18 protein-coding genes are annotated in these 26782 nt (G+C 61.9%); 16 read left to right on the top strand and 2 right to left on the bottom strand.

Translation table 11 applies throughout. The annotated features are described in order from the left end of the window. Positions 1-114: 114 nt before the first annotated feature. From rimP to OQE62_RS14360, 12 genes are all read left to right on the top strand, one after another. On the top strand, positions 115-576 hold the full coding sequence (gene rimP, locus OQE62_RS14415) for a ribosome maturation factor RimP (RefSeq protein WP_265722748.1): 462 nt from the start codon (positions 115-117) through the stop codon (positions 574-576). An 80-nt stretch (positions 577-656) separates the two neighbouring features. Then, positions 657-2159, top strand: coding sequence for a transcription termination factor NusA (gene nusA / locus OQE62_RS14410; RefSeq protein ID WP_265722747.1), 1503 nt, complete (start codon positions 657-659; stop codon positions 2157-2159). Between the two features lie 105 nt (positions 2160-2264). Beyond that, positions 2265-5039 (top strand): translation initiation factor IF-2, encoded by a 2775-nt coding sequence (gene infB / locus OQE62_RS14405; protein ID WP_265722746.1) that lies wholly within the window; start codon positions 2265-2267, stop codon positions 5037-5039. A gap of 113 nt (positions 5040-5152) precedes the next feature. Further along, positions 5153-5545 carry a 30S ribosome-binding factor RbfA gene (rbfA, locus tag OQE62_RS14400; RefSeq protein WP_265722745.1) on the top strand — a complete coding sequence of 131 codons (393 nt, stop codon included), beginning with the start codon at positions 5153-5155 and terminating at the stop codon, positions 5543-5545. Between the two features lie 3 nt (positions 5546-5548). Then, positions 5549-6490: a tRNA pseudouridine(55) synthase TruB gene (gene truB, locus OQE62_RS14395; RefSeq protein WP_265722744.1), complete on the top strand. Its 942-nt coding sequence runs from the start codon at positions 5549-5551 to the stop codon at positions 6488-6490. A 135-nt stretch (positions 6491-6625) separates the two neighbouring features. Beyond that, positions 6626-6895, top strand: coding sequence for a 30S ribosomal protein S15 (gene rpsO, locus OQE62_RS14390; RefSeq protein WP_265722743.1), 270 nt, complete (start codon positions 6626-6628; stop codon positions 6893-6895). A gap of 202 nt (positions 6896-7097) precedes the next feature. Continuing rightward, positions 7098-9224: a polyribonucleotide nucleotidyltransferase gene (pnp, locus tag OQE62_RS14385; RefSeq protein ID WP_265722742.1), complete on the top strand. Its 2127-nt coding sequence runs from the start codon at positions 7098-7100 to the stop codon at positions 9222-9224. Positions 9225-9801: 577 nt separating this feature from the next. Next, a complete protein-coding gene (locus OQE62_RS14380) occupies positions 9802-12795 on the top strand; it encodes a TonB-dependent receptor (RefSeq protein WP_265722741.1) in 2994 nt (997 codons plus the stop codon). A gap of 202 nt (positions 12796-12997) precedes the next feature. Then, on the top strand, positions 12998-13648 hold the full coding sequence (locus OQE62_RS14375; RefSeq protein ID WP_265722740.1) for a hypothetical protein: 651 nt from the start codon (positions 12998-13000) through the stop codon (positions 13646-13648). Then, positions 13641-14513: a D-hexose-6-phosphate mutarotase gene (locus OQE62_RS14370; protein ID WP_265722739.1), complete on the top strand. Its 873-nt coding sequence runs from the start codon at positions 13641-13643 to the stop codon at positions 14511-14513. The genes OQE62_RS14375 and OQE62_RS14370 overlap by 8 nt, the downstream gene beginning before the upstream one ends. 312 nt (positions 14514-14825) lie before the next feature. After that, positions 14826-16724: a glycoside hydrolase family 3 N-terminal domain-containing protein gene (locus OQE62_RS14365; RefSeq protein WP_265722767.1), complete on the top strand. Its 1899-nt coding sequence runs from the start codon at positions 14826-14828 to the stop codon at positions 16722-16724. 46 nt (positions 16725-16770) lie between these two features. Next, on the top strand, positions 16771-17595 hold the full coding sequence (locus OQE62_RS14360) for a putative hydro-lyase (protein ID WP_265722738.1): 825 nt from the start codon (positions 16771-16773) through the stop codon (positions 17593-17595). 37 nt (positions 17596-17632) lie between these two features. Here the strand turns inward: OQE62_RS14360 and pbp4b are convergent, their stop codons facing one another. Then, positions 17633-18979, bottom strand: a complete 1347-nt coding sequence (gene pbp4b, locus OQE62_RS14355) for a penicillin binding protein PBP4B (protein WP_322746581.1) — start codon at positions 18977-18979, stop codon at positions 17633-17635. Between the two features lie 47 nt (positions 18980-19026). After that, on the bottom strand, positions 19027-20007 hold the full coding sequence (locus OQE62_RS14350) for an N-acetylmuramoyl-L-alanine amidase (protein ID WP_265722737.1): 981 nt from the start codon (positions 20005-20007) through the stop codon (positions 19027-19029). Positions 20008-20322: 315 nt separating this feature from the next. Here OQE62_RS14350 and OQE62_RS14345 point away from each other — a divergent pair, with 315 nt between their 5' ends. The 4 genes from OQE62_RS14345 (at position 20323) to OQE62_RS14330 (ending at position 26507) form a co-directional block, all read left to right on the top strand. Next, on the top strand, positions 20323-22959 hold the full coding sequence (locus OQE62_RS14345; protein WP_265722736.1) for a TonB-dependent receptor: 2637 nt from the start codon (positions 20323-20325) through the stop codon (positions 22957-22959). Positions 22960-23178: 219 nt separating this feature from the next. Then, entirely contained in the window at positions 23179-24576 is a 1398-nt protein-coding gene (locus tag OQE62_RS14340; RefSeq protein WP_265722735.1) for an NlpC/P60 family protein, read from the top strand. An 11-nt stretch (positions 24577-24587) separates the two neighbouring features. Continuing rightward, the gene (locus OQE62_RS14335; protein ID WP_265722734.1) at positions 24588-25682 is read left to right on the top strand and encodes a dipeptide epimerase; all 1095 of its coding nucleotides are present in this window, start codon (positions 24588-24590) and stop codon (positions 25680-25682) included. A gap of 36 nt (positions 25683-25718) precedes the next feature. Continuing rightward, positions 25719-26507, top strand: a complete 789-nt coding sequence (locus OQE62_RS14330) for a MurR/RpiR family transcriptional regulator (protein WP_265722733.1) — start codon at positions 25719-25721, stop codon at positions 26505-26507. Positions 26508-26782: the final 275 nt, after the last annotated feature.

Raw genomic sequence — 26782 nt, 5'->3', positions numbered from 1 at the left:
GCCGCGGGCCCATTTTTTGTTTATATGGGGTGCATTTTTGCATCTCCCCGACGGGGCGGCCGATGGCTGTGCAGATCGGCACTCCGCCGGTTTGTGTGGCGACTGGTAATCTGAATGACGAGCAAGCGCGAACAGTTGGAAGAATTGCTGGCCCCGGTGGTTGAATCCCTGGGCTGCGAGCTGTGGGGGGTCGAATACCAGACCCACGGCCGCAACGCACTGTTGCGTATTTATATCGATTCCGAGGATGGCGTGGCCGTGGAAGACTGCGAGAAAGTCAGTCGCCAGGCCAGTGCCGTGCTGGATGTCGAGGATCCGATCAGTGGCAGGTATACCCTCGAGGTCTCCTCTCCGGGACTCGATCGTCCCCTGTACAAGCTGAATCAGTACGAACGTTTCGTCGGCGCGCAGATTGAAGTGCGCCTGCGTATGCCTCTGGACGGCCAGCGAAAATGGCGCGGCCTGCTGGCCGGGGTCGAGGGCGAGGAAGTGGTATTGCGTGTCGACGGCGAGAACGAATACCTGTTGCCCGTCGACAGTATCGAGCGGGCGAAGGTGATTCCCCAATTCAAGTAGGCGCCTGCAAGCGGGCGACGAATACAAAGCAATGTAGGAGCCTGCGCGCAGGCGAAGCTTTATTTTAAAGAGGCAGCTGCATGAACAAAGAGATCTTGCTGGTCGCCGAGGCGGTTTCCAACGAGAAAGGCGTTGATCGGGAAATCATTTTCCAGGCGATCGAGGCGGCACTGGCAACGGCCACCAAGAAGCGCTACGACGAGGATTCCACCATCGAGGTGATCATCGATCAGGACAGTGGTGACTACGAGACCTTTCGCAGCTGGGAAGTCGTGGACGACGATACCCTCGCTGAGCTGGGTACCCAGTTCACCCTTGAAGAGGCGCACGAGAAAGATCCCGAACTGAAGGCCGGCGATGTCTACCGCGAGCAGGTGGAAAATGTCGAATTCGGCCGTATCGCCGCACAGACTGCCAAGCAGGTGATCGTGCAGAAGGTGCGCGAAGCCGAGCGCGCCAAGGTGGTGGAAGAGTACCGCGATCGCGTCGGCGAACTGGTCAGCGGCACTGTCAAGAAAGTGACCCGCGACTTTATTGCCGTGGACCTGGGCAGCAACGCCGAGGCGCGCCTGCCCCGCGACCAACTGGTGGGTCGCGAGATCTTCCGGCTGGGCGACCGGGTGCGCGCCATCCTGCTGGAGATCGAACCGGAGGCGAGGGGCCCGCAGCTGAAGCTGAGCCGCTCCTGCCCGGAGATGATCATCGAACTGTTCCGTATCGAGGTGCCGGAGATTGCAGAAGACGTGATCGAAATCCGCGGCGCCGCGCGCGACCCGGGGCTGCGCGCCAAGATCGCCGTCAATACCAACGACGGCCGTATCGATCCGGTGGGGGCCTGCGTGGGCATGCGCGGCGCGCGCGTCCAGGCGGTTTCCAACGAGCTGTCCGGCGAGCGCGTGGATATCGTGCTCTGGGATGAAAACCCAGCCCAGTTCGTGATCAACGCCATGGCGCCGGCGGAAATCGAATCCATCGTGGTCGACGAAGACGCCGGCTCCATGGATGTGGCCGTTGCCGAGGAAAACCTCGCCATGGCCATCGGCCGCAGCGGCCAGAATGTACGCCTGGCCTCCGAGCTCACCCAGTGGCAGATCAATGTCATGAGCACCGAGGAGTGGGAGAACAAACAGGAAGCCGAGTCCAGCACGGTCATGGAGACTTTCATGGAGCGCCTGGATATCGACGAAGACGTCGCCGGCGTGCTGGTGGAAGAAGGCTTTACCACTCTGGAAGAAGTGGCCTACGTGCCCATTGAGGAAATGCTGCAGATCGAGGGCTTCGACGAGGAAATCGCCGAAGAGCTGCGGGCCCGCGCCAAGGATGCGCTGCTGACCCAGGCGCTGGCCTCCGAGGAACAGCTGGACGCAACCGAGCCGGCGGAAGACCTTCTGAACATGGAAGGCATGGATCGTCACCTGGCTTACTTGCTGGCCAGCCGCGGTATTGCGACCATGGAAGACCTCGCCGAGCAGGCAGTGGACGACCTGCTGGACATCGAGGATGTGGACCAGGAGCGCGCCGCCGGGCTGATCATGAAAGCGCGCGAGCCCTGGTTTGCCGATGACAGCGGCGAGCAAGCCTGAGCGTGCAGCTGCGCACACAACGGCGTGTGCAAATAAGACATCTACGCACATAAAGATGGTGCGCAAATGAGATAAGCTCCGACCAAGCGACTTACAGGAGAGAGAATGGCCGAAGTAACAGTTAGCGAACTCGCGAAATCGGTTGGTGCCACCGAGGATCGTCTGCTGACGCAGATGAAGGAAGCGGGTTTGCCCCACACTTCTGCGGATGCGGTGGTGTCGGACGAGGAAAAACAGGTCCTGCTCAACTTCCTGAAAAGCAGTCACGGGGAGCAGGGGGCTGCGCCGCGCAAGATCACCCTGAAGCGCAAAACCACCACCACGCTGAAAACCGGCTCTGGCACCGGCCGTAAAACCGTGAATGTGGAAGTGCGCAAGAAACGCACCTATGTGAAGCGCCCGCAGGAACAGCTGGAGGCGGAAGCCGCCGAGGAAGCCGAGCGCCAGGAGGAACTGGACAAGGCGCTGGCCGAACAGGCCGAACTGGAAAGGGCCCGTGCCGAACAGGCGGAGGCCGAGCGCGCCCGCGCGGAAGCGGAGGCCCGGGCCGAGGCAGAGGCGGAAGCCGAGGCTGCACCGGAGCCAGCGGAAGAGGAGGCGCCGCCGGCGGAGCCCGAAGCCGCTGCCGGGCCGGAAGGGGGCGAGGCAGAGGAAAAGGCCGAAGAGAAGCCGGCGCCGGTGCGTTCCACCTATGTGGACGACATCGAAGCCATGCGCATTGCCGCCATGGAGCGCCGCAAGGAGCAGGCGGCCAAAGAGGCGCAGGAGCTGGAAGACAAGAAGGCCCGCCTCGAAGAGGAGCGCAAGCGCGCCGAGCAGGAAAAGCAGCAGCGCGAAGAGCAGGTCAAGACCGAGAAAACCGAAAAGACCGACAAGATCAAGCCGTCGCTGCGCCGCAAGCTCGAGGCCGTGCCTCCGGAGAAAGAGAAGGACGAGCCGCGCAAACGCCGCGGTCGTCGCGGTGCCAAGTCGGGCCCCAAGAAGTCCAGCAAGGCCTCGCTCTACGATCAGGCGCTGGAGGCCTTTGAAAGCGACGAGTCGGAGAAGCGCAGCACCCGCTCGCTGTCGCGCCCGACTCTCAAGATCAAGAACACACATGGGTTCAAGAAGCCCACGGGAAAGCAGGTGTACGAAGTACAGTTGGGTGAAACCATCACCGTCGGCGAGCTGGCCAAGCAGATGAACATCAAGGCCGGCGAGTTGATCAAGCGCCTGATGAAGATGGGCGAGATGGTCACCATCAACCAGAGCCTGGACCGCGAGACTGCACAGTTGATCGTCGAGGAAATGGGCCACAAGGCCGTCGCGGTTTCCGAGACAGAGCTGGAAGACAGCCTGGTGGCCGAGGCCAAGGAAGTCGAGGGCGATGAGGTGTCCCGTGCGCCGGTGGTGACCGTGATGGGTCACGTCGACCACGGCAAAACCTCATTGCTCGACTACATACGCAAGACCAAGGTTGCCTCCGGTGAAGCCGGCGGCATCACCCAGCATATCGGTGCCTACCGGGTGAAAACCGGCCAGGGCGAGATCGCCTTCCTGGACACCCCGGGCCACGCCGCCTTTACCGCCATGCGCGCCCGCGGCGCCCAGTCCACCGATGTGGTGATCCTGGTGGTGGCCGCCGACGACGGCGTCATGCCGCAGACCGAAGAGGCCGTCAATCATTCCAGGGCAGCCGGCGTACCGCTGGTGGTCGCCATCAACAAGAGCGACAAAGAGGGCGCGGACCCGGACCGGGTCAAGAACGAGCTGGCGGCGAAGGATGTGATTCCCGAAGACTGGGGCGGCGACACGCAGTTTATCGAAGTGTCCGCGCACACCGGCCAGGGCATCGACGAGCTGCTGGAAGCGGTTTCCCTGCAGGCGGAAATGCTCGAGCTGAAAGCCAAGGTCAAGGTGCCGGCCACCGGCGTGGTGATCGAATCGCGCCTGGAAAAGGGCCGCGGTGTGGTCGCCACCCTGTTGGTGCAGAACGGCGAGCTTAAGCGCGGCGATATCGTGCTGGCGGGCCAGAGCTATGGCCGCGTGCGCGCCATGACCAACGAACTGGGCAAGAAAGTCAAGGAGGCAGGCCCGTCCACCCCGGTGGAACTGCTGGGCCTGGATTCCACCCCGAATGCCGGCGACGAGTTCCTGGTGGTGGCGGATGAGCGCAAGGCCCGCGAAGTGGCCGAGCAGCGCGCCGAGAAGGAGCGCCGCGAGCGCATGCAGCGCCAGCAGGCCGCCAAGCTGGAAAACATGTTCGCGGACATGGAAGCCGGCGAGAAGAAGGTACTGCCGGTGGTGATCAAGGCCGACGTGCGCGGCTCCCTGGAAGCCATCCTGTCCGCCCTGGCGGAGATCGGCAACGAGGAAGTATCCGTCAATGTGGTCTCCAGCGGTGTGGGCGGTATCGCCGAGAACGACGTCAACCTGGCCCTGACCGCCGGCGCCATCGTGATCGGTTTCAATACCCGTGCCGATGTCGCCGCGCGCAAGCTGGCGGAGACCGAGAGTGTCGAGATCCGCTACTACAGTGTGATCTACAACCTGCTGGACGAAGTGAAGCAGGCGCTGTCGGGCATGCTGGAGCCGGAAGTGCGCGAGGATATCGTGGGTATCGCCGAAGTGCGCGATGTCTTCCGCTCGCCCAAGTTCGGCGCCATCGCCGGCTGCATGGTCACGGAGGGCACCGTCTACCGCAACAAGCCCATCCGCGTACTGCGCGACAACGTCGTGGTCTACCAGGGCGAACTCGAGTCTCTGCGCCGCTTCAAGGACGATGTTCAGGAAGTGCGCAATGGCATGGAGTGCGGTATCGGCGTGAAAGACTACAACGACGTCAAGCCGGGCGACCAGATCGAGGTCTACGATATCGTCAAGGTGGCCCGTGAACTGTAAGCGCCTTTCCTCCCCTCTCCCTCTGGGAGAGGGGTTGGGGGAGAGGGCCGGCCGAAGGCCCCAGTAGGAGCCTGCCTGCAGGCGATAGCCAAGCCATTTTCTATAGGTAACCAATGGCAAGAGAATTCCACCGCGCCGATCGCGTCGCCGACGCCATGCGCCGCGAGCTGTCGCAACTGATCCAGCGGGAAGTGCGCGATCCGCGCGTTGGCATGGTCAATGTCAACGATGTGGAAGTCAGCCGCGACCTGTCCTCCGCCAAGGTCTTCGTGACCCTGGTGGGCAACGACGACCCGGCCGCGATCGAGGCCTCCATGGATGCGCTCAAAAGGGCTGCGGGCTTCCTGCGCAGCCAGCTGGCGCGCGCCATCCAGATGCGCAGCATCCCCCGCCTGCAGTTCCGCTACGACGAGACCTCCGTCCGCGGCCAGGAACTGTCCGCCCTGATCGACAAGGCGGTAAAAGAAGACCGCAAGCACAGCGACGACGATTCCGAAGAAGGGTAATCCATGGGCCGCAGACCTAAATGGGGCCGCAAGGTCAACGGTGTGCTGTTGCTGGACAAACCCGCCGGCATCACCGCCAACGACGCCCTGCAGAAAGCCAAACGCCTGTTTTTCGCCAACCGCGCCGGCCACACCGGCGCGCTGGACCCGCTCGCCACCGGCGTGTTGCCGGTCTGTTTCGGCGAGGCGACCAAGTTCTCCCAGTACCTGCTGGATGCGGACAAGCGCTACCGCAGTACCTTCTGCTTCGGCATGGCCACCGAGAGCGGCGATGCCGACGGCGAGGTGATCGCCACCGCCGACGCCTCCGGCCTGACGGAGAGGGATGTGCTGACTGCGATAGAACCTTTCCGCGGCCGCATCAAGCAGGTTCCCTCCATGTATTCGGCCCTCAAGCACAAGGGCCAGCCGCTCTACAAGCTGGCGCGCCAGGGCGTGGAGGTGGAGCGCGAGGCGCGCGAAGTGGAAATCTTCGAGTACGAACTGGTGGGATTCACACCGGGCGCCCAGCCGCGGGCCGAAGTGGAGATCCATTGCTCCAAGGGCACCTATGTGCGCAGCCTGGCGGAGGACCTGGGCCGCGAGCTGGGTGTTGGCGCCTACGTCGACCGGCTGCACCGCAGCGCCGCCGGTCCCTTCGACGAGGCGGACGCCGTCACCCTGGACGAGCTGACGGAGGAGCGCGGCGAGGGCAGGGCGGAACTGCTGGATCACCACCTGCTGCCGGTGGACTCCCCCGCCGCAGACCTGCCCGCGCTGACCCTGCCGGAAGACTCCGGTTACTATCTGCGTCAGGGGCAGCCGGTAATGGATTTGCAGGTCTACCGTATCGGCGCGGAAGGTGATATGGTGCGCCTCTTCCTGGAAAATGGCGATTTTCTGGGCGTAGGAGAAATTACCGACGACGGCCGGGTAGCCCCCCGGCGTCTGGTAAGCACCCTGTAGGTAAGAGCGGCCGTTGGCCGCGATCGCCTGCGGGGCAGGCTCCCACATTAACCGGGAGCTAAAACCGTTAGCCGATCTGTAAATATGCACGGGTCGGCCGAATCTTCAAAGCATATTACGACGAGGTATTTCGTTATGGCACTGACTGCATCTGAAAAAGAAGCAATCCTGAAAGAGCACGGCCAGGTCGAGGGCGACACCGGTTCCCCGGAAGTCCAGGTGGCCCTGCTGTCTGCCAACATCAACAAGCTGCAGAGCCACTTCTCTGAGCACAAGCAGGATCACCACTCCCGCCGTGGCCTGATCCGCATGGTAAACCAGCGCCGCAAGCTGCTGGACTACCTGAAGAAAAAGGATCTGAACCGCTACGCACAGCTGATCGCAAAACTCGGCCTGCGTCGCTAAGACCCTGGAATGCCCGCCTCCGGCGGGCATTCTTTTATGTAGCGGGTTGCTCCGCTGTTCTCCCCTCTCCCGCTTGCGGGGGAGGGGCCGGGGGAGGGGGCCTCGAACGGCGCCCCTCTCCCTAACCCTCTCCCCGGGGAGAGGGAAACACCGTAGGGGTTGCTGGAATGGGCCAGTAACCGTAAGGAAATAGGAAAAAAACGTGAATCCAGTAAGCAAAACCTTCCAGTACGGCAATCAGCAAGTCACCATCGAGACCGGCCGCGTTGCGCGCCAGGCGACCGGTGCGGCGCTGGTCACCATGGGCGAAACCGTGGTGCTGTGTACCGTCGTGGGCGCCAGGGAAGCCAGGCCCGACCAGCCCTTCTTCCCGCTGGCCGTACACTACCAGGAAAAGGCCTACGCGGCCGGCAAGATTCCCGGTGGCTTCTTCAAACGCGAAGGCCGCCCGTCCGAGAAAGAGACACTCACCTCCCGCCTGATCGATCGCCCGATCCGCCCGCTGTTCCCGAACGGTTTCATGAACGAAGTACAGGTGGTTCTCACCGTACTGTCCGCGGAAAAAGACGTGGATCCGGATATCGCCGCCATGATCGGTACTTCCGCCGCCCTGTCCGTCTCCGGTATTCCCTTCGGCGGCCCCATCGGCGCCGCGCGCGTGGGCTACACCCAGCAGGACGGCTACCTGCTGAACCCGACCTACAGCGCGCTGGAGACTTCAGAGCTGAACATGGTGGTTGCGGGCACCAAAGACGCCGTGCTGATGGTGGAATCCGAAGCCAAGGAGCTGCCGGAAGACATCATGCTGGGTGCGGTGCTGTTCGCACACCAGGAAATGCAGGCGGTGGTCAAGGTCTGCGAAGAGCTGAAAGCGGAAGCCGGCAAGCCCGAGTGGGACTGGCAGCCCGAGCCGGTCAACGAAGCGCTGCAGGCGGCACTGGAAAGCCAGTTCGGCGAGAAAGTGGCAGAGGCCTACAAGGTCACCGACAAGCAGCAGCGCACAGCGCGCCTGGGCGAACTGCGCAACGAAGCCGCCGAAGCACTGGCGACGGAAGAGATCGACGAAGGCGAGGTCAAGAGCTACTTCGGCAAGCTCGAGAAGAAAATCGTGCGCGGCGCGGTTGTGCGCGGCGAACCCCGCATCGACGGTCGCGACTCCAAGACCGTGCGTCCGATCAGCACCGAAGTCGGCGTCCTTCCGAAAGGCCACGGTTCCGCCCTGTTCACCCGCGGCGAGACCCAGGCGCTGGTCGTGGCCACACTGGGCGCCACCCGCGATGCGCAGATCATCGATGCACTCGAGGGCGAGCGCAAAGACTACTTCATGCTGCACTACAACTTCCCGCCCTACTCGGTGGGTGAAGCGGGTCGTGTCGGCTTTACCGGTCGCCGCGAGATCGGCCACGGCCGCCTCGCCCGCCGCGGTATCGGCGCGGTGCTGCCGAGCCCGGACGACTTCCCCTACACCGTGCGCGTGGTGTCCGAGATCACCGAGTCCAACGGCTCCAGCTCCATGGCTTCCGTATGCGGTTCCAGCCTCGCGCTGATGGATGCCGGCGTGCCGTTGAAGGCGCCGGTTGCCGGCATCGCCATGGGCCTGGTGAAGGAAGAGAACGACTACGCGGTGCTGACCGATATCCTCGGTGACGAAGACCACCTCGGCGATATGGACTTCAAGGTGGCCGGTACCACCAGCGGTGTCACCGCACTGCAGATGGATATCAAGATCGAGGGCATCACCGAAGAGATCATGGATACCGCCCTGGAGCAGGCCCTGCAGGCGCGCCTGCACATTCTCGCGGAAATGAACAAGGTGATCGGCGAGTCCCGCTCCACCGTCAACGAGAATGCGCCGCGCTATTCCACCCTGAAGATCCACCCGGACAAGATCCGCGACGTGATCGGCAAGGGCGGCGCCACTATCCGCTCCATCACCGAAGAGACCGGTGCCTCCATCGATATCGAGGACGACGGTTCCATCAAGGTCTTCGGCGAAGACGGCGAGAGCCTGGAGGCGGCGGTGACCCGCATCGAGGAACTTACCGCGGAAGCCGAGATCGGCGCTCTCTACGAGGGCACCGTGGTGCGCATCGTCGACTTCGGCGCTTTCGTCAACTTCCTGCCGGGCAAGGACGGTCTGGTGCATATCTCCCAGATTGCCGAAGAGCGTGTCAATGCGGTCACCGACTACCTGAGCGAAGGCCAGAAGGTGACGGTCAAGGTACTGGACGTCGACCAGCGCGGCCGCATCAAACTGTCCATCAAGGAGGCAAAAGCGGAACAGGCCGAGAAAGAGGGGGCCGGTCAGGCTCCTTCCGAAGAAGGCTGAACGCTGTTCTCCCGAAAAACCCGGCACTCGCCGGGTTTTTTTATGGGTGCCCAACTTGCCATGCGGCTTGCACTAACATGAGGCGCTTAATATTTGATCTTATCGTACAGGTTTCACCCTGATCGACCACTCTCATCCCTCCAGAATTATTCCTGGACCGCCTGTGATCGGCGTCAGCCTCGTGCAAGCTTCCCCCGGAAAACCTGCCAGATCTTTGCAGATCTATGTCCCGAATTACCTGATCGGCTGCTTTTTGTTCAATAAAGACTGACTTTTCTTCATTTCATGAATATTTTTCTGAAATTTTTATGAACTAAGTCTCGCCGAACAGGAATTTTTTTCGCACAATGCTAGCGAGGAATAAGATATTCCTTAGAAAAATATTCCAGTTTATAAAGTATTTCATTTGCCGCTCGGGTCCCGGTGTCTGAACACGGGTTCCGGGCCGGGGATCGGAGAGAAGCCCCGAAAGAGTGCAAGTGAATTGCGCAGAAAAAGATAGCTGGGTCGAAGTTTCAGGGGCGGGAAGTATCAGCCCACAGGATAAATACAACAAACTGTCCGGGAGACATTTCGCATGTTCCAAAAAAGCAAGCTCAGTAGTTCAGTGGAAAGAACCGGGAGTACCTCTGTTCTGGGCCGTGCCGCTTCCCTGGCGGCGGGCACACTCTTTTCCGCGACCGTGATGGCGCAGCAGGTGGGGACCATCGGGGGGCAGGTGTCTCTCGACAGCGGCATCGACGCAGCCGATGTCACGGTCAAGGCCACCAGTGATGTCATGCCCCGCGCCCGCACCGCCACCACCGACGACGAGGGCGAGTTCAAGCTGCCGATGCTGGTTCCCGGTATCTACACCCTCACATTCACCGCGGAGGACGGCAGTTCCCGTACCGTGAAGGCGGAAGTGCTGCTGGACCAGATGACCATGGTGGATGTGAATCTGTCTCCGCAGGTTGCCGGGGGGATGGAAGAAGTGGTCGTGACCGGTGAGATCATCACCGCCGGTGGCAACTCCTCGCTGTCCGATGCCATCGGCGCGGACGTCCTCGAGGCCCTGCCGGTCGGCCAGGACTACCGGGATCTGATGAAACTGGCCCCCGGGGTCCAGTACAGCCAGAATGCCGTGCGCGGCGCCAGCGCCGGCGGCAGTGGCCAGGACAACGTCTACAAGTTCGACGGTGTCAACGTGACCCTGCCGATGTTCGGCACCCTGTCGGCGGAGCCCTCCACCCACGATGTGGAACAGTTTTCCGTTGAACGCGGCGGCGCGCGCGCGATCGGTTTCAACCGCGCCGGTGGCGTTACCGTGAACTCCAAGAGCAAGTCCGGTACCAATGAATTCAAAGGCCGCGTGGAGTACCGGGTCCAGCCGACGGGTTTGAGCGAGTCCCCCGACGATGGTGTCGATTCGGATGTCACCAGGAACTGGACGACCGCCAGTGCCGGCGGGCCGCTGATCGAAGACCAGCTGTTCTTCTACGGTTCCTACTACGGTCCCAGGGAAGACGGCGAGAGCAAGGAAACCGCCTACGGCCCGACCAAGGATTACACCAGCGAGCGCGACGAATACTACGGCAAACTGACCTATGCGCCGGTCGACGGCCTGTTGCTGAACGCCGCCTACCGCACCTCCGAGCGCGTGAACGAAGGCGCCTCCATCGGCGAGTTCGAGGCCGATTCCGTGTCCGTCGGCGAGGAATCCAGCCAGGATATTCTCACCCTGGATGGCTCCTGGATCGTCAATGACGATACCACCGTCAGCTTCCAGTACAGCGACTATGCGCTGGAGACGGCGGGTGTGCCGGATACCCGCCTGGGTTTCCAGCCGGTGATCGGCGACTCCCTGGATCTCGCCAACCTGGAGCAGATGGGCTACTTCAGTGTCCCCAACGTGGGGCCGGAAAACACGGCTGCCTACAATGACTTTGCGCAGCCGTTCGTGGATCAGTACGGCTATCTGGATGCGAACGGTAACCGCGTGGGCGATGGCGGTATCGGCGCCTACTTCCAGTCCAATATCCAGAACTTCTACCGCGAGAGCCTCGAGCTGGCCCTGGACCACAGCTTCGAGATCGGTGCCACCTCCCACGAGCTGCACATCGGCTACCAGTGGTCCGACGGCCGCGAAGAGCTGGCGCGCCTCTCCAACGGCTGGGGGGCGATCAGCGTGATCGAGGGTGCAGGTGCCGAAGACGCACCGGACGACGCCTGGTTCCGGGCCCGCACCGAGCAGATGAGCTTCGTCACCTCCGATGGCAGCACGGTGCCGCCGATCAAGTCCTCTACCGAGACACACAACCTCGAGATCAACGACTCCATCGCCTGGGGTGACTTTATCTTCGATGTGGGCTTCCTGATCAGTCAGGACACCCTCTACGGCCAGGGGCTGAAGGAAGACGGCAGCACGCTGTCCGGCTACGTGGCTGCGCCGGGCCACAAGTACGAGATGTACGAAGTGGACTGGAAGGATATGATCCAGCCGCGCCTGGGAGTCTCCTGGGCCTACAACGGTATCGATACCCTGTTTGCCAGCTTCGCCCAGTACAATCCGGCCGCCTCTTCACTGGCCCGCGCCGCTTCCTGGGACCGCAACAGCGCCGCCACCATCGAGGTATTTTTCGATGAAAACGGCGACTATATCAGCTCCTCGCCGCGCGCCGGTTCCTCGGGCAAGCTGTTTGCGGATAACCTGGACCCGCGCCGTGTCGACGAGCTGACGGTCGGTACCACCCGGGAATTCGACAACGGCATCAGCCTGCGCTCGCATATCCGCTACCGCGAGGGCTCCCATTTCTGGGAGGACACCTGGAACGGTTCGCGCGGGTACGGCTGCTACGGCCCGGAAGAGGAGCTGTGCGTGCCGGAGCATATCGCGAAGAAAGGGCTCTATATCGACGACCTGGACGCGATGCGGGAACAGATCGGCAGCGGTTCCAGCTATGTGATCGCCGAACTGGATGATGCCTACACCGAGTATCTGGAATTCAGTCTGCAGGCATCCTGGATGGGTGAGCGCACCTACCTGAATGCGTCCTACACCTACAGCGACTACACCGGCAATTTCGACCAGGACAACACCACTGCCACCAACGACGCCAATACCTTTATCGGCTCTTCCTACCTGGCCGACGGTATCGGCCGGCAGGTCTGGGACAACAAGGACGGTACGCTGCGCGGTGAGAAGCCGCACGTGCTGAAACTGTTCGGCCAGTACACCCTGGACTGGAACGCCAATGTCGGCGCCTTCCTGGTGTACCAGTCCGGCGAACCCTGGGAGACCTGGGACGGCGATCTCTACGGCTACATGGATCCCACTGACGGCACCAACCGCTACGCGGAAAAGGCCGGCAGCCGCCGCTCCGCGAGTCACTGGCAGATGGACCTGAACTACACCCAGAACTTCCAGGTGTACGGCGACTACACGCTGCAGTTGCGGGCGGATGTGTTCAACCTGTTCGATCGCCAGACGGGCTACAACATCAATCCGTATATCGACTCGGCAACCTACGGCGAGGCGCGCAGCCACTACGACCCGCGCCGTGTGCAGCTCTCCCTGGCCATGGATTTCTGAATCCGGCCCGGGAGCTCCCCCACCTCGGGGGAGCCCGCTGCAGACAGATGCCCCGGCCCCGTCGGGGCATTTTTTACGTGCTCAAGTTTCGGGGTTCGAAGCGGCACCCCGCCCCGGTCCCGGAACTGAACTCCGAAGCCTGAACCTACCCTCCCGCCACCCCACCCGTTAGAATCCCCTCAAAAGAAAAGGGGAGACCGACTTGCACAACTACTGGCTGATCGAGATTCTGCTCGCACTGGCGGCGACCCTGGTTGCCAACCAGTACTGGTATATCGCCCGCAGCCGCTGCCGGTCGCCGGCGCTGCTGGTGATGGCGGGCATGCTGTGCCTCGCGCCGGCGGCCGCCGCCGGCGCCTACCGCTACGGTATCGATCCCGGTATTACCGGGCTGCATCGCGCTCTGTCGCAGCTCTCCGGCTATCTCACTTTCCCGTTGGCGGGGCTGGCGCTGCTGTGGGCGCGCCTGGGACCGCGGTTGGGCCAGCGGTCGCGCTGGCCCGCCTATGCCCTTCTGGTACTGGTGATCGGTTCAGCACTTGCGGCGACAGCGAGTTCCCGGTTCTCGCCGGCGGCAGTGGCCGGTTTCTGCTCGACCCTGGGTCTCGCCCTGTGGTTGCTGGTGGCCCTGCTGGAGCTTTTTATGGCGAGATTCATGCAGCGTTACCAGGCCCTGCTTCTCGCTCTGGGTGCCGCGCTGGTGCTGCTCGCGGGGCTGGTGATAGGTACCGGCGCGACGACGCTGCTGGGACTGGCCCGCACCAACTGGTTCCACCTGTTGCTCGCCGCAGGCGCACTGTCTCTGTTGTGTGCACGACCGATTTTTACCAAAGGAGAAATGACAGGTGAGTGAATTACAGGCAAAGGACACTGTTCGACGCACCGACAGCGGTGAGCTTTACGGCAAGCCGGGCCTGGAACTGATACTGGTGGAGACGCCGCTGTGTCGCGCGGTGATCGCCGAGCAGGGCGCCCAGTTGCTGGAATTCCAGGCCGCCGACCGCGAACCGCTGCTGTGGCTGAGCCCCGCCGCCCGGTTTGTCGAGGGCAGGTCGGTGCGCGGTGGTATTCCGCTGTGCCTGCCCTGGTTCGGCATCAACCGCGCGGATCCGCACAAACCCAAGCACGGGCTGGTACGCACCCGGCCCTGGTCCCTTGCCGGCAGTGACCTGGAGGCGGATGGCGAGCTGGAACTGCGTTTCTCCTTCGATCACCCGGGCGACGAATTGTTCGAGGCGGCTTTCCACTGTGAAGTGGCGATGCGGTTGGGTCGCACGCTGACACTGAATCTGCGGCTGGAGAATCGCGGTCCCGGAGAAGCCGAGTACAGCTGGGCCTGGCACAGCTACTTCCCGGTGGAGAATGTACGCGAGATCGAAGTGCACGGCCTGGAAAACACCGGGTACCTGGACAATACCCGCCAGCTGCAGCGGGCGATACAGGGCGGGTCACTGACTTTTCCCGGCGAAGTGGATCGCGTGTTCGAAAATGCCGCTTCCCACCAGCGCATCGTCACCGACAGCCCGATCAGCCTCACCAGTGAAAACTGCAACAGTGTCGTCACCTGGAATCCGGGCGGGGAACTGGCCGCGGAAATGGCCGATGTGGGAGAGCACTACCGCGGTTTTGTCTGTGTGGAACACGGCAACGCCTTTGCCAACAGCTGGCGACTGGCCGCCGGCGAATCCGCGAAGGCGACGCTGTATCTGAGACGTTAGCGCGGATATCCCGATGAAAGATCCGGTCCGGCAGCCGGCGGAGCATTGGGGCCGGCACCATTCCCACCATCGACGATGCCAGATGTGCACTGGACCTGCCCGGGGCCCGCGGACCCGCACCGGCGGTCTTCCCCTTTGCATCGCCGCCGATCGGTGCCGGATACACAGCCGGCCTGGCCTGCCGGTTGCGTTGCTCTCGCGATCGCCTGTCCCGCCGATACCCCATTTCCTCCCGCTTGTGGGGCCGGATTGCATTCGGTAGAATAAAATATTCCAACAATTGTTGTTTATAGTAATGGATTATGGCTTGTGATGATTAGAAGCCTTCCTCGCCACCTCATCTACCCGCCGGTTCTCCTGGTGATCCTGCTGTCGGTTTCTGCCTGTTCGGGCGGAGGGGGCCCCGCCCCGCAGGAGCTGTCTCTGCGGGAAAAGGTCGCGCAGAAGATCATGCTGGATATTCGCTACTACTGCGACGACCGCGACGGGCCGCCGAACGGCGAATGCCGCCGACCGGTGACCGAACTGCCGCGGGATCTGCGCCAGCTGATCGCGGACACCGGTCTTGGCGGTGTGGTCCTGTTTGCCGACAACCTGGTCGACAGCGCGCAGATAGTGCGCCTGAATCGCGATCTGCAGGCGGCGGCCGCACAGTCGCGGCTGGGCACGCCGCTGCTGATCGCAGTGGACCAGGAGGGCGGGCGGGTAACCCGCCTGCCCCGCGCCGAGTCCGTCGCCTTTGCCGGCAATATGGCCATAGGCGCGACCTACCCGGATCACGGCGACCGCTATGCCCGCAGCACCGCGGCCGCCATGGCCCGGCAACTGAAGGTGCTGGGTTTCAACGTGAACTTCGCGCCGACCCTGGACGTGAACAGCAACCCGGACAATCCGGTGATCAATGTGCGCTCCTATTCCGAGGATCCGCAGGTGGTGGGGGAGCTGGGGGTGGCCAGTGTCGATGCCTTCCAGGCCGAGAAAATTGCCGCGACGGTCAAGCATTTTCCCGGGCATGGCGATACTTCCGTGGACAGCCACACCGGCCTGCCGCGGGTCGAGCGCAGCCGGGAAGCGGCCGGGGCCGTGGACCTGTTGCCCTTTGCGCGGGTATTTGCCGAAGCCGCGCCGGCGCTGACCATGACCGCCCATATCCAGTACCCGGCGCTGGATGACACCCGGGTACGCACTGCGGAAGGTGAGCAGATCCCGGCGCCGGCGACACTGTCGCGCGCCATCCTCACCGACCTGCTGCGCGGAGACTACGGTTACCGGGGCGTCGTCGCGACCGATGCGTTGGATATGGCGGGCATCAGCAATTACTTTTCGCCCACCGATGCGGTGGTGAAGACTTTTGCCGCCGGTGCGGATATCGCCGTGATGCCGATCAAGATCCGCTACCCGCACCAGTTGCGTAATCTCGAGGTCCTGATCGACCGTGTGGCGGAAGCGGTAGAGCGGGGCGAGCTTTCGGTGGCGGAGCTGGACACTTCCGCGGCGCGGATCGAAAAATTGAAACGGCAGTATGTCGACAGGGACTGGATCGCACGCGGCGCCCGGGACAATATCCGCCTCGCCGGCGAGACGATGGCGGATTCGCGCGATGCGGAACTCGCCGGTGCGCTGGCGGGCGCGGCGCTGAGCCCGATTTTCCCGGTAGAGCCCGGCACCCTGCCGGTGGTGGATCGCTCCACCGGGCGTATCCAGGTGCTCGCCCCCTCGGCGGAAGTCGGGCAGGCGTTCAGGCTGGCGCTGTCGCAGGTGACCGAATCGCCGGTCGAGATTCTGCATCCACGAAACGCTGCCGCGACGCTGGCCGATTCCAGCGCGGATGTGCTGCTGGTCGCCAGTATCGTGCCGCGGGAAAGCGCCGTGGAGCGCGGCGGTATGGACGACCTGGCCGGGCTTCGGCAGCGGCGGCTCGACAGCGACGCGCTCTACGAAATCTATCGCGACAGTCTGCGCCTCGCCCGCGAGCGGGGCCGCAAGACGGTATTCGTCAGCATGCGCTCGCCCTATGAGGCGGCGCAGTTCCGCGGCATGGCCGACCTGCAGATCGCCAGCTACGATTACAAGGCCTATATCGATAAGGATGGCGGCCTGCACGGCCCCATCTACGAGGCAATTGCCCGCGCCCTGACCAGTGCCGAACCGCCCCCGGGGATCCTGCCGGTCACCGTCGAGGCCGGAATACGGCGCGCGGGGCTGCCCTGACGCTCTGCTATATTTTCCACGGGCGGGTTTTCAGAGAGTTGCTTGTATGATTCGTCACTGCGCGAAAGTCATTCGTTCGGAAATTCGCGCGGGGCGGACCGGTGGCCCGACCTCCGGCCTGGCGGCCGGCTATGTGCAGGCCGGTGTCGCCATAGTGCCGGCCAGCCACGCGGACGACTTTGCCCGTTTCTGCGCCGCCAACCCCGCCAGCTGCCCGCTGTTGTACCGCTCGGAGCCGGGCCGGCCCCTGCTGGCGCCCGCGGGCGACGATATAGACGTTCGCAGCGACCTGCCGCGCTACAGGGTGTACCGGAAGAACCGGGACTGCGAGGAAGTCACCGATATCACCGGGCACTGGCGCGACGATCTGGTCACTTTCCTGCTGGGCTGCTCTTTCTCTTTTGAAGAGGCGCTGATTACCGCCGGGCTGGAGGTGCGGAATATCAGCACGGGAAAAAATATCCCCATCTACCGGACCGCCATCGCCTGCACGCCGTCCGGCCCCTTCAGCGCCAATCTGGCCGTGAGCATGCGCCCCTTCGGGGCGGATCAACTGAACCTGGTGCACAGCATTTCCGGCCGCTATCCGCTACTGCACGGCGAGCCGGTTTCGGCAGGCGATCCGCAACACCTGGGGATCGCGGATTTGCGCGAGCCGGATTTTGGCGATGCGGTCTCGATCGCGGAGGGTGAGGAGCCGGTCTTCTGGGCCTGCAGTGCTACCGCCTGCGAGGCCCTGCAGAATGCCGGCCTGGATTTCTGTGTGACGCACAGCCCGGGACATATGCTGGTGACGGACCGGCTGGCCAGCAAGATGGAAAATATCTCTGCCGGCACTGTACCTGCCTGGAACGACACCGCGGCTCGATAACCGGCGGTGAAGGCCCGCAGCCGCTGCCATTCGGGTTCTACAGCAGTGCCCGGTAAATGGCCGTTACCACGCTGCCGTATCTGCCGACCGAAAAGAGATCGCCGATAAACTTCCCCGTATTCCCACCGCTTTTGATCACCGGCGAATGTTTTTTGTTGGTCAGCAGCACGATGCCGAGATTGTTTTCGGGGTCGATGACGGTGAGTGTGCCCGTCCAGCCGGTATGTCCATAGGCGCCGGCGCTGGCATCGGGGCCGAACATCCACTGAATTCCTTCGTCGCCGTTCACCCGCCAGCCCAGGGCGTAGGTGGGGGCACTCGTCGAAGGAGCGGTGAAGCGATCGATGGTCTCGCGGTCGAACAGGCGCTGGTTGCCGTAGCCGCCGCCGTTCAGCATGACCTGCAGGAGCACGGCCAGGTCACCGGTGGTGGAGAAAAGGCCGGCGTGCCCGGAAACGCCGGCCATGGAATAAAAAGCTTTTTCGTCGTGAACCTGGCCGAGCAGGGTTTTGGTGCGGATATTGGGGAAAGTAACGGTGCCGCCGCGGCTGTTGCCCCGCAGTTCGGTCGCGGCAAAATCCGCGGGTTCGAAGCCTTTCTGCAGCGGGGTAAACAGGGTGTTTCCCAGGCCCAGCGGCTCGTACAGTGTCTGTTCCACATAGCGATCGAGCCGCTGGCCGGTGATCCGCTCCACGATCAGGCCCAGCAGCATATAGTCCACATCGCTGTAGACGTGCCGGGTGCCCGGCCGGTAGGCGAGAGGTGTTCTCGCTATCTGGCCGAGGGTTTTATCTCTGTCCTGCGAGTAAAGCTCCCCGGCAACCTCCGGGTTGTGGTACTGCGGATCCGCCATAAAGCCGGCGCTGTGGTGCAGGATATCGACGATACGCAGTGCGTCCTTGCCCTTGATCCTGTCGGATTCCGTATCCCGGAATTCGGGCAGGTATTCCCCGACCCCGGCCTGCAGGTCCAGCTTTCCTTCGCTGACCAGTTTCTGCAGGGCAAAGTTGGTCGCGTACATTTTTGTGTTTGAGGCGAGATCAAAGAGGGTGTCCGTCTCCATGGGGGAGAACTCTGTCAGCGGTGTGTCGCCGGAAAATTTCTGCCGGTAGCCGTAGCTTTCGCTTTTGACGATTTTTCCATCTTTTATGATGATCAGTGCGGCGCCCGGAAAGCCGGCGGCGATCTCGCGCTCAATCAACGCGTCGACCCGCTGCAGTCCCCGGGAGGAAAAACCGGCTTCCTCCGGCGAGCCGGCTGTGCTCAGCACCGGGTAGGGAACCGGTTTTTGCGCCTTGCCGGGCGCTGCGTCGGCCTGCGCCGTGGATACAAGCAGCGCGGAGGCGAGCAGGAGGCTGAGCGCTTGGCCGGCCATGTGCTTCATTGTTCTTTTCCCCGATACCGGTGTTTGCCCTGCGCCCCAACCACGCGTCATTCCGCCGGCTGCAGCTCCGCAATTACCCCGGTGTCAATATCGTCGTAGCTGCCCAGTTTATCCGGAAAATACTTTTCCAGCAGGGCCAGCAGGATGGCGCGGGTCTGGTTGTCGACCTCACCATCCACTTTCCAGGGCCTGAAATGATACTGGAAGGCGCGAGTGTAGAGACCGATATCCCCGTCGGTCGCGGTTTCCGGGTCGATGCCGTAGCCGTAGTCCGCGAGCCAGCGGGCAAAACGGAGGCGGATACTCTCGCGGTCACTGCTGGTGTTGCCGCGCAGGTTCTCCAGGTGGCGATTGACGGTATCGTCGTCATACCAGGCGCCGATACCGGCCGCCGCCAGTTGCTCCCAGGGAAATCGGGGGCCGGGATCCACCTTCCGGTAGGGTCGGATATCGGCGTGGGCCACCACCCGGGTGGGCGTGATCTCCGGATAGCGGGCGAGGATGTCCCGGGACAGCTCGATCACAAGCTCGATCTGCTCGCGGTCGAACTCGGGGAAAAAACACACTTCCTCGCCGGCTTTCTGCGCCACCATTTCCACCGGTGGGTGGCAGCGGCCCCGATTGACGATCTCGATACCGATGGACTGGTCGTTGACCTGGGTGCGGTCCTCCCATTCCCCCGGCCCCGCGTGCCAGGCGCGGCGGCTCTCGTCCACCAGCTGGTAGACGCGCAGATCGGGGTGGGGGTAGCTGGAGTCGCCGTGCTCGGGGACCAGGTAGTGGGAGCTGACCGGGTAGGAACTCGGTTGGGTCAGCACCTCCAGCGAGGAGGCAAAGTCGGAAGCGGTAAAGTGCATCACCAGAAAGCGCACCCGCTCGCTGGCGTTCTGTGACGGCACCGTCTCGACCCGAAAGTCGCCGCTGGCGGTGTTGTGGAAGCCGTTTCCGGCGCAGGCGCTGAGTGCCAGGCTGCAGGTCGCCGCGATCAGTGCCTGTTTCCCGCACGCCTTTATTCTGCTCTTGGGCATAGAGGTTCCTTCAGTCTGGTGGCCGGGTGAAACCCTGCGGCGATCGGAGGCCGGGTTCTTTTGCCCCGGCCGACCACCGTTTGGCAATCCTCGGCAATTATTTATTTCGTGACTTTCCTGCATATAAGGACAGACTGTATCTGCCGATGGCTGTTGGTGTTGATTTCCGCGCAGCCCGCTTTCGAATATTGTGCTGGAATCGACAATTAAACATAAAAAATTCTTGATCGTCCAGGGTATATGAAATAGTTTATTCCTGAGTAGGGGGTCTCTTTCAGCAGTGAATAATTCAATAACATTTGCGCGAGGGATAAGATGATCAAGCTAAGTCAGGCCATCCGATTGGCCAATCAATCACTCGTCAGCCTGGGTTCACTGGGTGCCCTGGCGGTCTTCTCTGCCGGGGCCGTGGCGCAGAGCAGTGGCGAGAGTCTGGAAGAAGTGAGCGTTGTCGGTATCCGCGCCAGCCTGGAGCAGAACATCGACATGAAGCGCGACGCGGATTCGGTGGTGGATGCGATTACCGCGGAGGATATTGGCAAGTTTCCGGATAAAAACGTCGCCGAGGCGCTGCAGCGTGTTCCGGGAGTCTCCATTTCCCGCGACTTTGGTGAGGGCGAGGATGTATCGATTCGCGGCACCGACTCGTCCCTCAACATGACGCTGTTGAACGGCCAGACGGTGGCGACTTCCCAGTGGAAGGTGTTGAGCGCGCTGTCCCGCGGATTCAACTACGCCATGTTGCCTTCCGACCTGATCTCCAGCGCGGAAGTCTACAAGACGCCGCAGGCGGATATCGACGAGGGCTCGGTGGGCGGCACCATCATCCTGCGCACCCGCAAACCCCTGGAGCTGGATTCCGGCACCGCCGGGGTAAGCCTGGAGAGCCAGTACAGCGATTTGCCCGAGCAGTGGGATCCGTCCGCCTCCGCCTTTGCCTCCTGGAAAAACGAAGCCGGCACTTTCGGCGTGCTGGGCGCGGTGGTTTCCCAGGATCGCACGGTTGAGCGCCACGGCTCGGAAGTGTTCGGGCCCGGAAGCTATACCGACAGCGCAACGGGCGAGGGTGTCGTGGTGCCCTGGGCGCTGGGTTCGGCTCTCTTCAAGCAAAAACGCGAGCGCCGCGGCGTGGACCTGAATCTGCAGTACGCGCCCAATGAGCAGTTCGATGCGACGCTGCATTACCTGGCTTCCGAGATGGGCGCCTCCAACAGTAACCAGAACTTCCTGCCGATAATCAGCAACGCGATCCAGGAAGGGGCCGTCGCTACCCAGACAGATGAGGATGGCATCGTCACCTCTGCCGAAATCGATGGCGGCATGGTGGAGCAAATGCATGTCGCCTATGACGTGATCTACCGCGACGGTTCCAGTATGGATACCGACGTGCTCGACCTGGATCTGAATTACGACCTGGGCTTCGCGCGACTGCATGGCCAGGTCGGCCGCACCACGTCTGAAGGCAGGGCCAACGACGACTTTTACGAATTCGTCAACCGCCCCAACGGTGACCGCGTCGACTGGACCTACACCAACGACGGCCACCCCAGCAGCAGTTTTGTCGACAGCGGCTGGATCACCGATCCCGCCGACGAACTGATGCTGAAGGGCTATTTCGAGTCCCGGATTGCCATGTACGACGAGGAGAGCTACGCCCAGGTGGATGCGGAGTTCGACCTGGAGTCGGGCCCCTTCAACCTGCTCAAGGTGGGCTACAAGCACCGCGACCGGGACACGGGTCAGGATCGGGTCCGGACTGAAGCGGCCAATCTCGGCGATGACGAGTACTTTGGCAGCGCCGGCGATTTCTGGAGCGGTGCGCTGGTCAGCGGCCTGCACGGGGAGACAGGCTTCGGGCCGAGCGCCTATTTTGATCCGGACCGCGACAAGCTGGATGAATACTTCAACGGCCTGCCGGACTGCGGGGCCGACACTACCGAATTGTGCTCCAGGCGCGACTTTACCTACTACCCGTCGATATTCGATATCAATGAGAACGTCGACGCGCTCTATGTGAAAGCGGATTTCGACGTGGAGGGTATCCGCGGTAACGTCGGCGTGCGCTATGTCACTACCGACACCACTTCCGGCGCCTGGAATTTCTCCGATGCGCAGGGCGCATTTGTACATGAAGTGATAAAGTCGGACTACAGTGACCTGCTGCCCAGCCTGAACCTGGCCTGGGACCTGAACGACGACGTGGTATTGCGTTTCGCCGCGGCCAAGGTGATCGCTCGCCCGAGCCCGAGCCAGCTTACCAGTTCGGTATCGACCACTCCGGAAAGTAGCAAGGGCTCCGGCGGCAACCCCTACCTGGATCCATACCGTGCGAGCCAGTTTGACTTCGGCGCCGAGTGGTATTTCACCGAGGGCGCCCTGGCTGCGGCCACGCTATTCAACAAGCGAATCAGCAACTTTATTTTCACCGAGATCCGCCCCGAAGTGGTGGCCATACCCGATGGCTCGATCGAAATCAACGAGATGTCGCGCCCGCAAAACGGCCCCAGTGTCGATCTGAACGGGGTGGAGACCCAACTGCAGTACAGCTTCGACAACGGTTTCGGTTTCGTGGGTAATTACACCTACACCGACGTGGGCGACGCCGAGACGGCGAGCGGCCCGGTAACCCTGCCGGGCAACAGTGAGCACATGGCCAACCTGAGCGGCTTCTATGAGAGCGAAATGTTCAGCGCACGCCTGGCCTACAACTATCGTTCCGAGTTCTTCAGCTCGAAAGCCAGTATCGGCGAGACCTTCCGCGATGAGCAGTCTTCCCTGGATGCGCAGCTGAGTTATTACGTGACCGACAGGTTGACCCTGCGCGCCGAGGCATTGAACCTGACCAATGAAACCGTGAGCAACACCTTCAAGCTGGATGGTGGTGGCACCATGCAGCTGGGCGAGTGGGAAAATGGTCGCCGTTTCTTCCTCGGGGCGAACTATAAGTTCTGACAGCCTTGTGAGTGGTTGGTAAACGGGGCAGTGCGATATCGGCTGTCCGAAAATTATCTCTCCCATCGTTATTGATACCGGCGCTATTGCGCCGGTTTTTTTAGGTCGATTATTCTTGGTTGTTTGGGTGTTTTGAATAATGTATTCTGCAGAAAATGCGATGACTGCCCGCTCGGGAGTTTGGTTAGACTGGTGGCGTGCTAAGCCATGATTGAAATGATGAAAAAAACAACAGTATTGGCAGGTTTCTTTTTTGCTGCGCTAATGGCCGCCTGCGCCGGGGCGGCGGAACCGCGGGAGCCGGGGGTGGGGGAATTCGTCACCGATGTGCCCGGTATCCGGGAGGAGATGTTTTCCGCCGATTTCTGGGTTCAGCGCCTTGAAAGCGACGGCCTGCGCATGACCGCCGAAGACATTTCTGCATTCAACACCGCCAACTTCACCCGCGGTGAATATCTCCACGACCTGGCCGAGCTTGGGGATCGCCTGAGTCGTGCGGAGGTTGTGGCGCTGCTGGACGGGGTCAGCCGGCCCGCCTCCTCGCCCCGCTACCATGCTGACGGCCGCCGGGTTTCGGCGGCGGATTACGCCGGGCTGGATGCCAGTGTGCAGCGCGACAGGATTCCCGCCGAGGTCGGGGTGCGTTGGGGGCTGGTGGTGCAGCGCGCGAGCATGCGCAGTTACCCTACGCGGGAGCGGATCTTCAAGCATCCGGGGGGCGGGGACCTGGACCGCCTGCAGGAGACCGGCGTCTTCCCCGGCCAGCGGGTTGCACTGTTGCACGAAAGCGCGGACGGAAACTGGTGGTTTGCGCTCAACTATCACTACGCCGCCTGGCTGCCCAAGTCCGCTGTGGCCGTCGGCGACAAAGATGCCATCGAGTCCTGGTTGGATCGGGGGCCGCGGCTTACGGTGACCGGCGCGCAGGAGCGTACCAATTACAATCCGGTAGATTCCCGCACTTCGGAACTGCTGCTGGAAATGGGCGTATCCCTGCCGCTGCTGGGGGCGGGGCAGGTGGGCCACGATGTGCACGGGCAGAATCCCTATGCCAGCCATATCGTGGAGCTGCCGGTGCGCGAAGCCGACGGGTCCCTGGCCTTCGAGCCGGCGCTTATCGCGCGCAGCCGGGATGTGCATATGGGGCATCTTCCCTATCGTCCGTCAGCGGTTCTGCAGCAGGCGTTCAAGTTCCTGGGGGAACGCTACGGTTGGGGACACGACTACAATGGCCGGGACTGCACCGGTTTTGTGGGCGAGGTGTTCAAGAGTTTCGGTGTGTTGATGCCGCGCAATTCCGGCCAGCAGGGGCACGGCAAGTTTGCACCGACCCGTTTTTTTGACGAGGGCGATAAAGAGGCCCGGCAGCGGGCACTGGCATCGCTGACAGTGGGGGACCTCCTCTATATTCCCGGCCATGTAATGATGTATATCGGCCGGGTGGACGGAGAGTCCTACGTTATCCACGATGTCACGGGCCTCAATTATTTCGACTCCGATAACAAATTCTACAGCGGTACACTTTCCGGCGTATCGGTGACGCCGCTGAGTCCGCTGATGCTCAATCGCGAAAAAAGTATCATCGATAGTATTTACGCAGTCAAAACCATCATCTGATCGGTACCGTTATGAAAATTGTCGACGTGAAGCTGGGCATGCTCAAAGTGCCCCTGATCACCCCCTTCAAGACAGCGCTCCGCACCGTGGAATATGTGGAAGATGTGGTGGTGATGCTCGAAACCGATACCGGCCACATCGGCTATGGCAACGCCCCGGCGACGGCGGTGATCACCGGCGATACACACGGTTCGGTGATCGAGGCAATTCGCACCGTTTTTACACCGCGACTGCTGAACCGCAGCGTCTCCGACCTGAATCGGCTGACGCGGGAAGTCAATGCGGCAATGATCAATAATACCAGCGCCAAAGCGGCGGTGGAGATCGCCCTGTATGATCTTTTTGCGCAAAGCTATAATGCGCCCCTCTACCGTATCCTGGGTGGTGGGGATAACAGCCTGACCACGGATATTACCGTCAGTGTCGACTATATCGACAAGATGGTGGCCGATGCCGAAAACGCCGTTGAGCGGGGCTTCGAGATCCTGAAGCTCAAGGTAGGCAAAGACATCGGCCTGGATATCGAGCGGATCAAGGCTGTTTATTCCGCGGTGAAGGGCCGCGCCCTGCTGCGGCTCGATGCCAACCAGGGCTGGAGACCCAAAGAGGCCGTGTTGGCCATCCGCAGTCTCGAGGATGCGGGCGTGATGCTGGAGCTGATCGAGCAGCCGGTCAAGGCGGCCGACCTCGAGGGAATGCGATATATCTCCGAACGGGTGAAAACACCGATCATGGCCGATGAGAGTATATTCGGTCCCCTGGAGGTAATGGAGGTGATCAGGCGCCGCGTAGCCGATATCATCAATATCAAGCTGATGAAGACCGGCGGTATATCCAGTGCCCTGAAAATCGCCGATATCGCCGGGCTCTACGATTTCGAGTGCATGGTCGGCTGTATGCTGGAAACCAGTATCGGCGTATCTGCCGCGGCGCATGTGGCCGCCGCCAAATCGCCGGTGGTTTCCAAGCTGGATCTGGATGTACCCTCTCTGTGCCAGTACGATCCGGTGGTCGGTGGCGCTACCTACAAGGATGCGGATATCATCCTGAATGAAACCCCGGGATTGGGGATCGAAAAAATAGAAGGGCTGCAGCTGTTGAAATAATACTCGGCTGCAGAATGGCCGGTGGGGCGGCAACAGATGACGTGCTTACTGAAAATGCGCGCGATGCGCGACCAGATGTCGGTTAATGAGCGAAAACTGGCCGACTTCATCATGGAAAATACCAAATTGTTGCGCGATTACTCGTCGCAGCAGCTCGCCGATGCGGTGGGGGTGAGCCAGTCCAGTGTGGTCAAGTTTTCCCAGAAACTGGGCTATAAGGGCTACCCGAGCCTCAAACTCGCCGTTTACGAGAGCTATGCCGGCGCATTGAACCAGTCTGCCCCGGAAGAGGGCTATACCCATCTCTCCCAGGCGGATACCCCCATCAGCCAGTTGGGGCAGAAAAAGCTCGAAGTCCTGGAAAATACCGTAAGCATCAATGAGCCTGAGCAGTTGCAGGCCGCGGTAGCCGCCATCCGTTCCGCGCGCTGTATCCAGGTGTCCGCCTGCAGTGGCTCGGCGGCGGTGGCCCAGTACCTCACCTACCAGCTGCTGGAGTTGGGAGCCTGGGCCGTATTCGATCAGGGTGGCGCCCTGCAGAAGAGCATGGCCGAATCCCTGCAGGGGGAGGATCTCCTGTGCATCATCTGTGATATGGGCGGCGAGGAGTCGCTGGTGGATATCGCCAACAACGCCCGCGAGCGGGGCGTCAAGGTGCTCAGCCTCACCCGCTACAACTACAATGCGGCCAGTATCCACGCGGATGTCAGTCTCTACGTGATGCCCGCGGAGGAAGAGCAGGCCATGCAGCGCCTGTTATTCCGCTCGGCGCAGTTGCATGTGATCGAAAGCTTGATTGGTGGTCTGCTGATCGCGGACCAGTGATTCCCGGCGCGGTTACCACTTTCCCTCCACTGCCGCGCCTCAGTCCTCTTCCACCAGTTGCCAGTCGAGCTGGTAGTCCCACTGGTCGAAATACAGTTTGCCGCCGCGCCACTCGACTTCTCCGTTGGGAACTCGCCTTCTCTAATCCCGGTGTCGGATCCCATCAGAACAGTTGTGTACTGGGTATCTCTATATCTTCTTTTGCGTGCTTTCTTATCGCTGGAAAGGGAGTAAGCGATCAATAAACCCCACCTAAAACCCAGCGCCTCTTCCGG

Source organism: Microbulbifer halophilus, assembly GCF_026183675.1.
GTDB lineage: Bacteria > Pseudomonadota > Gammaproteobacteria > Pseudomonadales > Cellvibrionaceae > Microbulbifer > Microbulbifer halophilus.
This window is presented reverse-complemented; position numbering and strand designations above follow the sequence as displayed.